The organism is Blastococcus sp. SYSU DS0753 (assembly GCF_054051175.1).
This window is the reverse complement of the sequence record NZ_JBJHAT010000025.1, coordinates 57,596-68,677: the sequence shown is the minus strand read 5'-3', so window position 1 is coordinate 68,677 and position 11,082 is coordinate 57,596. Positions and strand designations below refer to the sequence as shown.

Annotated in this window: 7 protein-coding genes and 2 tRNA genes; 6 read left to right on the top strand and 3 right to left on the bottom strand. The window is 74.1% G+C overall.

Annotation, left to right across the window (positions count from 1 at the left end):
• Positions 1 to 121: 121 nt before the first annotated feature.
• A tRNA-Met gene (locus tag ACI799_RS16845) sits at positions 122 to 198 on the top strand.
• 79 nt (positions 199 to 277) lie between these two features.
• On the opposite strand, the gene ACI799_RS16840 is transcribed toward ACI799_RS16845, so the two are convergent.
• A complete protein-coding gene (locus ACI799_RS16840; RefSeq protein WP_456589329.1) occupies positions 278 to 835 on the bottom strand; it encodes a hypothetical protein in 558 nt (185 codons plus the stop codon).
• A gap of 113 nt (positions 836 to 948) precedes the next feature.
• Positions 949 to 2,295 carry a threonine/serine ThrE exporter family protein gene (locus tag ACI799_RS16835; protein WP_456589328.1) on the bottom strand — a complete coding sequence of 449 codons (1,347 nt, stop codon included), beginning with the start codon at positions 2,293 to 2,295 and terminating at the stop codon, positions 949 to 951.
• A 182-nt stretch (positions 2,296 to 2,477) separates the two neighbouring features.
• Between ACI799_RS16835 and ACI799_RS16830 the strand changes: the two genes are divergently transcribed.
• Together ACI799_RS16830 and ACI799_RS16825 are read left to right on the top strand one after the other, a co-directional pair.
• The gene (locus tag ACI799_RS16830) at positions 2,478 to 4,067 is read left to right on the top strand and encodes a BCCT family transporter (RefSeq protein WP_456589327.1); all 1,590 of its coding nucleotides are present in this window, start codon (positions 2,478 to 2,480) and stop codon (positions 4,065 to 4,067) included.
• Positions 4,068 to 4,150: 83 nt separating this feature from the next.
• Positions 4,151 to 4,227: transfer RNA gene (locus ACI799_RS16825), tRNA-Met, on the top strand.
• 185 nt (positions 4,228 to 4,412) lie between these two features.
• Here ACI799_RS16825 and ACI799_RS16820 read toward each other — a convergent pair.
• On the bottom strand, positions 4,413 to 4,700 hold the full coding sequence (locus ACI799_RS16820) for a hypothetical protein (RefSeq protein WP_456589326.1): 288 nt from the start codon (positions 4,698 to 4,700) through the stop codon (positions 4,413 to 4,415).
• 341 nt (positions 4,701 to 5,041) lie between these two features.
• On the opposite strand from ACI799_RS16820, the gene ACI799_RS16815 reads away from it, so the two are divergent.
• From ACI799_RS16815 to ACI799_RS16805, 3 genes are read left to right on the top strand one after another with little or no spacing between them, the layout of a single operon-like run.
• Positions 5,042 to 6,829 carry a thiamine pyrophosphate-requiring protein gene (locus ACI799_RS16815; RefSeq protein WP_456613514.1) on the top strand — a complete coding sequence of 596 codons (1,788 nt, stop codon included), beginning with the start codon at positions 5,042 to 5,044 and terminating at the stop codon, positions 6,827 to 6,829.
• 3 nt (positions 6,830 to 6,832) lie between these two features.
• Complete coding sequence (locus ACI799_RS16810) at positions 6,833 to 9,940, top strand: FAD-binding and (Fe-S)-binding domain-containing protein (RefSeq protein ID WP_456613513.1); 3,108 nt, start codon at positions 6,833 to 6,835, stop codon at positions 9,938 to 9,940.
• A 28-nt stretch (positions 9,941 to 9,968) separates the two neighbouring features.
• The gene (locus tag ACI799_RS16805; RefSeq protein WP_456613512.1) at positions 9,969 to 11,078 is read left to right on the top strand and encodes an enolase C-terminal domain-like protein; all 1,110 of its coding nucleotides are present in this window, start codon (positions 9,969 to 9,971) and stop codon (positions 11,076 to 11,078) included.
• The last annotated feature ends 4 nt before the right edge of the window (positions 11,079 to 11,082 follow it).

The window sequence follows — 11,082 nt, the reverse complement described above, 5'->3', positions numbered from 1 at the left end:
CCCCCCCCCCCCCCCCCCCCCCCCCCCCCCCCCCCCCCCCCCCCCCCCCCCCCCCCCCCCCCCCCCCCCCCCCCCCCCCCCCCCCCCCCCCCCGGCAGGGCTGGTACGGTGGTGTCACCGACGCGGGGTGGAGCAGCTCGGTAGCTCGCTGGGCTCATAACCCAGAGGTCGCAGGTTCGAATCCTGTCCCCGCTACCACCACGAAGGCCCGGCCCCACCAGGGGTCGGGCCTTCGTCGTTCTCGTCCTTCCGGGTGCTCGGGCCGCCGGTCCCGTGGTCAGACGGCGCTGAGCTCCTCGTGCGTGCGGGCGTCGGGCCAGTCGCGCGACCAGCCGTCGGCCTGGCGTGGTGCACGGCGGTAGGGCGTCGGCCGCGGTCGTGCCGGCGGCAGCGCCGGTTCCGCCGTCGGGGTGCGCCCTCCGGCCGGCACCTGCTGGACGGGAGACGACGTCCCCGGGGCGGCGGGGAACCGTGGGGCCGGCGGCGTGCCGACGTGCGCGGGTGGGCGCGGTCGCGTGGTCAGCGCGGCGAGCAGCGTGTGCGGGCGCGTGCGGTCCGGGTCGGCCACCGGCGCGGCGGCCAGCGGGCGTGCCGGCGGTGCGGGGAACGGTTCTCGCCGCGGTGGGTGGGCCGGATCCGGCAGGCGGAGCTCGGCGAGGTCCTTCCACGTCGAGTGCCGCAGCCCGTCGACGGTGCACCGCACGCGGGCGGAGACCCGGCCGTCGGGGGTGTGCCGCCAGCCGAGCAGCTCGCCGGAGTACCAGATCCCGCGGTGGTGGATCTCCACCGGCTGCGGGTCTCCGACGAAACTGCTCGCCGCCACGTCCCCCGCCACGACCCGGACTGTAGGCGGGCCGGGAACGGGGGTGCCGGAGGCGCACGGGTCCGGCGCCTCGCGCGTGACGGCCCGTCCCACCGTTCACACGGGTCCGTGCCGACGCCTCCGCGTCAGGCGCGCGCCACCCCGCGACCGCCGCCGGTGACGCTCCGCGCGCGTGCTCCTCGGGCCTGGACCAGGCCGGTCAGGCGCCGCTCCCCGGGCAGCCTGGTCCGTCGCAGGGACTGCGCCACGTACTCGCCGAGCAGGGACCCCGCCGCCAGCGCCAGGCCGATGGCGATGGCGGTCCCGAGCAGCGTGAGGCCGCCCAGCGTGTCGCCCTCGGTGAGCCGGCGCAGACCCCGGTAGATGGCGAGCCCGGGCAGCAGCGGGATGATCCCGGCGGCCACGTAGACCAGCGCGGGGACCCGCTGGCGGGCAGCCATGACGAAGCTGCCGAGGCCGATGACGACGGCGGCGGCGGCCGTCGCGAGGGTGACCGACAGCCGCAGCTGGTCCAGCCCGACGAACACCGCCCAGCCGAGCGCACCGGCGGCCGCCGCCGGAGCCAGGGTGCGCCGGGGGGCGTAGTTGGCGACGGCGAAGGAGGCCGAGACGGCGGCTGCGGCCGCGAGCTGCAGCGGCACCTCCGCCAAACCGCTGGGCGAGGGGTCCCACATCGTCATCGGCACGCCGAGCCGCACGCCGATCGACAGCCCGACCGCCACCCCGCTGATGATCCCGGCCGTCAGCAGCAACGTCTCGAAGGCCCGGGCGCTCGCCGTCACGTAGAAGCCGGTGATCGCGTCGTGCACCGAGCCGACGAGCGTGACACCCGGCAGCAGCAGCACGATGCCGCCGGCGACGACGAGCGACGGGCGGACGCCGATGTCGGCGGCCACGAGGGCGAGGGCGACCGAGGTGGCGATCAGCCCGCCGGCGGCGTTGAGGAAGAAGGGCGGCAGTCCGCGGCGGCCGAGGCGGTCGATGGCGAGGTCGACCAGCACCGTGGCACCGAAGGCGGCCGCCGTCACCACGGGCCCGGCGCCGAGCAGCACGGCTACCCCGGCGGCCAGGAACGCACGCGCCCCGGTGACCACCCACCGGCGGTAGGGGTGCCGTGCGGTGGCGATCGCCCGCAGCCGGTGGTCGGCCTCCGGCGGGGTCACCCGTCCCGCGGCCAGGTCGCCGACCACGTTGTGGACGGCGGTGGCGCGGGAGTAGTCCAGCTCCCGCCGCTGGACCAGGCGCAGCCCGCTGATCGGGGCGGCGTCCGCGGCGGGGTGGCCGGAGACCGTGATCGAGGTGAAGGTGATGTCGCACTCCACCCGCCCGAGCCCGCAGGACCGGGCCACGACCGTGCACGTGGCGGTCACCTCGGCGGCGCTGGCGCCGGCCGACAGCAGCAGTTCCCCCGCCCGGAGGGCGAGGTCGACGGCGTGGTGGGGGTCCTGCTGCGTGGGCGGCTGAGGTGGCACCCGCCCACGATCCCCGACGGTTCCGGTCCCGCGGGGGTGGGGCTTGTCACGCCCGGAAAGATGCGGCGCTCCGCAAGTGGTGCAAGTCTGGATCGTCGTCCGGCCGTCGACCCCGCCCCCGTACGGTCTGCCGCCGGTGGGCGCCCGGCTCTCTTGTTCCCGACCGAAGGATCCTTCCGCTCGTGCGAAGAACATCCGCCGTCTTCTGGGCCTCGCTGGCCATCGTGCTCCCCTTCGTCCTCTGGGGCGTGCTGTCACCGGAGTCCCTCGACTCCGCCGCCACCTCGGCGCGCACCTTCGTGGTCGACCGGTTCGGCTGGTTCTACCTGCTCACCGCCACGATCGTGCTGGTCGCGGTGATCGTGGTCGCGGCCTCGCGGTGGGGACGGGTGCGGCTGGGTGCGGACACCGACCGGCCGGAGTACAGCACCCGGGCCTGGTTCTCGATGCTCTTCAGCGCGGGTATGGGCATCGGCCTGGTGTTCTGGGGCGTGGCGGAGCCGGTGTCGCACTTCCTCACCCCGCCGACGGCCGACCCGGGGACCACGGAGGCCGCCCGGGATGCGTTGCGCTACTCGTTCTTCCACTGGGGCCTGCACCCCTGGGGCATCTACGCCGTCCTGGCCCTGGCCCTGGCCTACGCCCGGTTCCGCCGCGGCTGGAAGGCCACGATCAGCGGGGCGCTGCGACCGCTGCTCGGTGACCGCGTCGACGGCCCGCTCGGCGTGGCGGTGGACACGGTCGCCGTGGTCGCCACCGTCTTCGGTGTCGCCACGTCGCTCGGCCTGGGCGCCGCGCAGATCAACGGGGGCCTCGCCTCGCTCGACGACGGCATCGCGACCGGTTCCGGCGTGCAGCTGGCCATCATCGCGGTGGTCACCGTCCTCTTCCTGATCTCGGCGCTCTCCGGGATCAACCGCGGGATCAAGTGGCTGTCGACCGCCAACGTCGTCCTCGCGGTGGGGCTCTTCGCCTTCGTGCTGTTCACCGCGGCGTCCGGCCGGCTGGTCGGTGCGTTCACCACGACCCTCGGCAGCTACCTCGCCGAGCTCCCCACGATGAGCCTGCAGACCGGCCCCTTCGACGCCGAGCGGTCGGATTGGATCAACGGCTGGACGATCTTCTACTGGGCGTGGTGGATCTCCTGGTCGCCCTTCGTCGCGACCTTCATCGCGCGCATCTCGCGCGGGCGCACCATCCGGGAGTTCGTCATCGGCGTGCTGGCGGTGCCGACGCTGGTCAGCGGGCTGTGGTTCTCCGTCTTCGGCGGAGCCGGAATCCTCGCCGAGCAGGAGGGGGCGGAGCTCGCCGGGCAGTCGACCGAGTCGCAGCTGTTCGGGCTGCTCGACACGCTGCCCGGTGGGGTGGTGGCCGGGATCGGGGCGATGATCCTGATCGTCACGTTCTTCGTGACCAGCGCCGACTCCGCCACCTTCGTGCTCGGCTCGCTCAGCAGCCGCGGTGGGCAGGACCCGGCGCGCGTCGTCAGCGTGATCTGGGGGCTGGTCATCTCCGCCTCCGCAGCCGTCCTGCTGGTCAGCGGCGGCCTGGGCGGGGTGCAGACCGCCTCGATCGTCGCCGCCTTCCCCTTCGCGGTCGTGCTCCTCATGGTGCTCGCGTCGCTGGTCAAGGGGCTGGGGGAGGAGCCCCGTCTCCCGCGCCGCGCTCCGGAGGACCCGCTGCTTCCCGGCACGACGGCGTCGCCGAACGGTCACCCCACCGGCGGGGCGACGGCTGCGCCGCCGGCAGCGGGCACGTCCAGCACCTCCTGAGCCGGCTGTCGGCCCCGTGGTCGCGCCGACCACGGGGCCGACAGCGGGTCGGTCCCGCCCGAAGGGTAGGGTGGCGGACGCAACGCGGGGTGGAGCAGCTCGGTAGCTCGCTGGGCTCATAACCCAGAGGTCGCAGGTTCGAATCCTGTCCCCGCTACCAACGCAGTGCAGTGGCCCCGCCGGGCCCCGGAGACGGGCTCGGCGGGGCCACTGTCGTCAGCGGCCGACCGTGGGTACGCAGTCCGACCGGGTCGTCCTCACCGACGGCCGGGGCGGGGTGGCTGCGTCGGTGCGGGTGCGCGCTCGAGCACGTGCCCGAGACCGTGTGCCTCGAGTCCGGCTCGCTCAGGCGGTCCGGTCGGCCCGCTGACCGGACCGATCGAGGCCCGGGCAAACCCCGTCAGCGGCCGGTTCCGCCTCAGCGCTGTGGTCCGCGCCCCCGGCCCCGGCTGGGCTCTGCGCGTCGGCGGCGGACCTGCCGAGCAGCCACACGCCCAGCATGACGGCGAAGATGATGACGATGATCGCGACGGCGAGCGCGGCGATCCGCCGCCGGGCCGGCTTTCCGCGCCCGACGCGGAACTCGGGATCATGCGGTCCACCGTGCCCGCGGTGGTCTCCTCCTGCGCTCATCGGTCCTCCCGGGTTGGCCGGTGCCGCGTCCGCGGCTACCGGGGGTTGGGTCGGGGCCTGAACGGGGCGGCCGGAAGGTCCGGGCTGCACGCCCACTCGCGAGTCCGGAGAAGACGTCGTCCCCGCCCCGAGCACGAGCACCCGCTGACGAGGCGGGCTCGGCGGTGAGCGTGGCTGCCTCCGTGTCGTCCCCGGGGGCCGACGTGCTCGACCGACCGGTCGTCCCCCTCACCTCGACTGGGGGACATGGTCATCCGATCGTAAAGTCCCGTCTCGGTTTCATCCCGGCTCGACGGGTAGCGCGTCCAAGGACGGTGCAACCCAACGGGAGGGATCTCCCCATGAGCCAGACTGTCGCCGACGTCCTGCTGGACCGCCTCCGGGAGTGGGGCGTCGAGAAGGTCTTCTCCTATCCCGGTGACGGGATCAACGGCATCCTCGAGGCGTTCGGGAAGCAGGACGGCCTGCAGTACGTCCAGTCCCGGCACGAGGAGATGTCCGCCTTCGAGGCGGTGGGGTACGCCAAGTTCACCGGCCGGGTGGGCGTCTGCATGGCCACCTCGGGGCCGGGCGCGATCCACCTGCTCAACGGGCTGTACGACGCCAAGCTCGACCACGTGCCCGTGGTCGCGATCGTCGGGCAGACCGACCGGAGCGCCATGGGCGGCTCCTACCAGCAGGAGGTCGACCTGCTGTCGCTGTTCAAGGACGTCGCCCACCACTACGTGCACGTGGTGAACACGCCCGAGCAGCTCCCCAACGTGATCGACCGCGCCATGCGGATCGCGGCCGCCGAGCACGCGCCGACCGCGGTGATCATCCCGGCCGACGTGCAGGAGCTGGAGTACAGCCCGCCGACGCACGAGCACAAGATGGTGCCTTCCAGCAGCGCACACACCTCGGCGCCGACGATCGTTCCGGACGACCGGTCGATCCGCGCCGCCGCCGACCTGCTCAACAGCGGGAGCAAGGTCGCGATGCTCGTCGGCCAGGGGGCTCGGGGCGCCCGCGCGGAGGTCATCGAGGTCGCCGACATCCTCGGCGCCGGCGTGGCGAAGGCGCTGCTCGGCAAGGACGTGCTCCCCGACGACCTGCCGTTCGTGACCGGGTCGATCGGGCTGCTGGGCACCCGGCCGACCTGGGACATGATGAAGGACTGCGACACCCTGCTGACGGTCGGCTCCAACCTGCCCTACAGCGAGTTCTTCCCCGAGTACGGCCAGGCCCGCGGGGTCCAGATCGACCACGACGCGAAGTACATCGGCATGCGGTACCCGTACGAGCTGAACCTCGTGGGGGACGCCGCCACCACCCTCCGGGCGCTGATCCCGCTGCTGGAGCGCAAGGCCGACCGCTCGTGGCGGGAGGGCATCGAGGACGGTGTCCGGCGCTGGTGGGAGACCATCCACATGCGTGCCATGACCGACGCCGACCCGGTCAACCCCATGCGGCTGTTCTACGAGCTGAACGATCGGATGCCCGGCAACGCCATCATCACCGCGGACTCCGGGTCGTCGGCCAACTGGTACGCGCGTCACCTGCGGTTCGGCCCGGACACCCGGGGCTCGCTGTCCGGGACGCTGGCCACCATGGGCCCGGCGGTGCCCTACGGCATCGGTGCCAAGTTCGGGCACCCCGACCGGCCGGTCATCGCCTTCGTCGGCGACGGGGCGATGCAGATGAACGGCCTGGCCGAGCTCATCACCATCTCCCGGTACTGGCGGGAGTGGACCGACCCCCGCATGGTGATCGCGGTCCTGCACAACAACGACCTCAACCAGGTGACCTGGGAGATGCGGGCCATGGGCGGATTCCCGAAGCTCGCCGACTCGCAGACGCTGCCCGACGTCTCCTACGCCGCGTTCGCCGCCGGCCTCGGCTTCGAGGCGATCACGGTGGACGACCCGGGCCAGCTGGGGCCGGCGTGGGACCGCGCGCTGGCGGCGGGCCGGCCGGCGCTGCTCGACGTGCACGTCGACGCCGACGTACCGCCCATCCCGCCGCACGCGACGCTCGAGCAGATGACCGAGACGGCCAGGTCGCTGTTCAAGGGCGACGAGGACGCGTGGGGTGTGGTCAGGCAGGGGGCCAAGACCAAGATCCAGGAGTTCCTGCCGCACCGGGCCTGAGCGATGGCGGTCACCGATCTGCCCCCACCCACCAGCCTGCCGCCGGAGCCTGCCGGGCCCCACCGGGTGGACGTCGCGGCGCTGGCGGCCGACCTGCGTCGGGTCGACGGCGGTGTCCGGTTCGACACCGGCACCCGCGGCGCGTACTCCACCGATGCCTCGAACTACCGGATCCCGCCGCTGGGGGTCGTGGAACCGCGGACGGTGGAGGCGGCGGTCGAGGCGGCGGCGGTCTGCCGCGAGCACGGTGTGCCCCTGCTGTCGCGAGGCGGCGGCACCAGCCTCGCCGGCCAGACCACCAACGCCGCCGTCGTCCTGGACTGGAGCCGGTACTGCACCGGCCTGGTCTCGGTCGACACCGACCGGCGGACCTGCGTCGTGGAGCCGGGCATGGTGCTCGACCACCTCGACGCCCGGCTCGCCGAGCACGGGCTCACCTGGGGGCCGCAGCCGGCGACCCACTGGACCTGCACGGTCGGCGGCATGCTCGGCAACAACGCGTGCGGGGCCTCGGCGCAGGTGTACGGCAAGGCGGTGGACAAGGTCTCCCGGCTGGAGGTCCTGCTGCCCGACGGCACCCGCATGTGGGTCGGGCCGACGAGCGACGAGGAGTACGCCGAGATCGTCCGGGCGGGTGGCCGCCGCGCCGAGGTCTACCGCGGGCTCCGGGCGCTGCGGGACCGCTACCTCGCCGAGATCCGCACCGGTTTCCCGCGGATCCCGCGCCGCGTCTCCGGCTACAACCTCGACGCGCTGCTGCCCGAGAACGGCTTCGACGTGGCCCGGGCGCTGGTGGGCAGCGAGGGGACGCTGGTGACCGTGCTGCGCGCGGAGCTGCAGCTGTCGGAGCTGCCGCGGGTGCGCCGCCTGGCGGTCCTGGGCTACCCCGACGTCGTCGCCGCGGGCCGCGACGTCGCCCGGCTGCTCCCGCACCGTCCGCACCGGCTCGAGGGCGTCGACGAGGTGCTCCGCCGCAACCAGGACGAGCTCGGGATGAACCCCCGGGCCCTGGAGAAGCTGCCCGACGGCAGCGGCTGGTTGCTGGTCGAGCTCGCCGGGGAGGACGAGGAGGAACTGGGCGGACGCATGGATCGGATGGTCGAGGACCTCCGCTCCGCGCCCGAGCCGCCGGCCGTGCTGGTCCTGAGCGACCCCGCGGACCAGGCGGACATGTGGGCCTTCCGCGAGTCCGGGCTCGGCGCAACTGCGCATCCGCCGGACGCGCACGACACCTGGCCGGGGTGGGAGGACTCCGCCGTCGCACCCGATCAGCTCGGGGAGTACCTGGCCGACCTCGCGGAGCTGCTCGACCGGCACGGCCTGACGCCCTCCTCCCTGTACGGGCACTTCGGTCACGGGTGCGTGCACCTGCGCATACCGTTCCCGCTGGGCGCACCGGGCGGCGAGGACACCTACCGGCCGTTCCTCGAGGACGCCGCCGAGCTCGTCACCCGCTACGGCGGCTCCATGTCCGGCGAGCACGGCGATGGTCAGGTGCGCGGCGAACTGCTGCCCCGGATGTTCGAACCCGAGATCGTCGAGGCGTTCGGCCGCATGAAGGCGCTGCTGGACCCGGACAACCGGATGAACCCGGGGAAGGTCGTCGCCCCGTACCCCCTCGACGAGCACCTCCGGGTCACCGCCGACTACCCCGCCTGGCAGCCCGAGGTCGCCTTCGGCTACCCGGAGGACGACGGCTCGTTCGCCCACGCCGCAGCCCGGTGCGTCGGCGTCGGCAAGTGCCGCTCCTCCCTGGAGGTCGGGTCCGGCCAGGTGATGTGCCCGAGCTACCAGGTGACCGGCGACGAGAAGCACTCCACCCGCGGCCGCGCGCGCCTGCTGTTCGAGATGCTCCGCGGCGACGTCATCCGCGACCGCTGGCGTTCCACCGCGGTCCGGGACGCGCTGGACCTCTGCCTGGCGTGCAAGGGCTGCCGCAGCGACTGCCCGGTCGACGTGGACATGGCGACGTACAAGGCGGAGTTCCTGTCGCACCACTACGCGGGCCGGCTGCGCCCGCGGACCCACTACACGCTCGGCTGGCTGCCGCTGGTCGCGCGGTTCGCCGCGCTGGCGCCGCGGGTGGTGAACGCCCTGACGCAGACGCCGGGGGTGCGCACGGTGGCCAAGGCGGTCGGCGGGGTGACCCCGGAGCGCGACCTGCCGCTGTTCGCCCCGCAGCGCTTCACCTCCTGGTACCGCGACCGGGGACCCCGAGGAACGGGGGAGCGCGGCGAGGTGCTGCTCTGGCCGGACACGTTCACCGAGTTCTTCCAGCCGCACATCGGCGAGGCGGCGGTGACGGTGCTGGAGGACGCCGGCTTCACCGTGCGAATCCCCGACCAGGAGCTCTGCTGCGGGCTCACCTGGATCTCCACGGGCCAGTTGGCGACGGCCGCACGGATCCTGCGCCGGACGGCGGGCGCGCTCGCACCGGAGCTGCGCGCGGGCATGCCGGTCGTGGCGCTGGAGCCCAGCTGCACCGCGGTCTTCCGGTCCGACGCCCCTGAGCTGCTCCCGGACGACGAGGACGTCCGGCTGCTCGCGGCGTCCACCCGCACGCTCGCCGAGCTGCTGGGCGAGCGCGCTCCGGAGTGGGAGCCCCCTCGGGCGGATCGCGCGGCGATGGTCCAGACCCACTGCCACCACCACTCGATCATGGGCTTCGACCAGGACCGCGAGCTGATGCGGAGGGCCGGGTTCGACGCCGACGTGCTGAACTCCGGCTGCTGCGGACTGGCCGGCAACTTCGGGTTCGAGCGCGGCCACTACGACGTCTCCATGGCCTGTGCCGAGCAGGCCCTGCTGCCCGCGGTGCGCGAGGGCGACCCCCAGGCGGTGGTGCTCGCCGACGGCTTCAGCTGCCGCACCCAGGTCGAGCAGGCCGACACCGGCCGCAGGGCGGTGCACCTGGCCGAGGCGCTCGCCGGTCTGGTGACCGGCGCGCGGCTCGAGGACAACCCGGAACGGGTGCTGGCACCGGCCCCGCATCCGCCGGGCCGGCTGGCGCAGGGGGCGGTGCTCGCGGCGGCCGGCGGCGTCACCACCGCCGCGGTGACCGGGGCGGTCACCGCGGTGCGGCGCACGCTGACCGGCCGCTCCGCCGGCTGACCACCTCCTGGAGAGGAGCACCGCTGCCGTGGGAACCACACCGGACGTCCCGGTGCAGAGCGTGGTCGTTGCCGTCTACCGGCTGCCGACCGACCGCCCCGAGGCCGACGGCACCCTGCAGTGGGACGCGACGACGGCGATCGTGGTGCACGCCGCTGCCGGGGACCGCACCGGGACCGGCTGGACCTATGCCGACCAGTCCACCGCGGCGCTCATCCCCGGCCTGCTCGCCGGCGTGGTGGAGGGGCGATCGGCCCTGCACCCGCAGGACGCCACGCATGCCATGGCCCGGGCCGCCCGCAACGCCGGCGTTCCCGGCCTGGTCGCGATGGCGATCTCCGCGGTCGACGTCGCCCTCTGGGACCTGAAGGCGCGGCTGCTCGACGTGCCGCTGGCGGTGCTCCTGGGGGCCGTGCGGCGGGACTCGCCGGTCTACGCCAGCGGTGGGTTCACCACCTACGACGACGCCGCGACCCGCGAGCAGCTGACGGGCTGGCTCGACCGGGGCTTCGACCGGGTGAAGATCAAGATCGGGGAGTCGTGGGGCAGCGCGGAGGGCCGCGACCTGGCCCGCACGCGGCTGGCCCGCGAGGTCGTCGGGGACCGCGTCGATCTGCTGGTCGACGCCAACGGCGGCTACACCGCCAAGCAGGCGGTCCGGGTGGGCCGGGCGCTCGACGACCTGGGGGTGGTCTGGTTCGAGGAGCCGGTCTCCTCCGACGACCTGGCCGGGCTGCGACTCGTGCGCCGGTCCCTGGACTGCGACGTCGCCGCCGGGGAGTACGGCGCGCGGATCGAGGACTTCGCTGCCCTCTGCGGCGCCGGCGCCGTCGACTGCCTGCAGGTGGACGCCAGCCGCTGCGGCGGGGTCACCGAGTGGTTGCGCGCGGCGGCGGTGGCCGCGGGGCACGGGCTCGAGGTCTCCGCGCACTGCGTGCCCACCCTGCACGCACACCTCGGCCTGGCCACGCCCAACCTGCGCCACCTCGAGTGGTTCCACGACCACGAGCGGTTCGAGCGCCGGCTGTTCGACGGCGCCCCCGAGCCGCGGGAGGGCCGGGTCCGGCCGGACCTCGCTGCCCCGGGGCTCGGCGTGAGCCTGCGCGAGGCCGACGTCGAGGAGCTGCGGGTGGCCTGAGCCG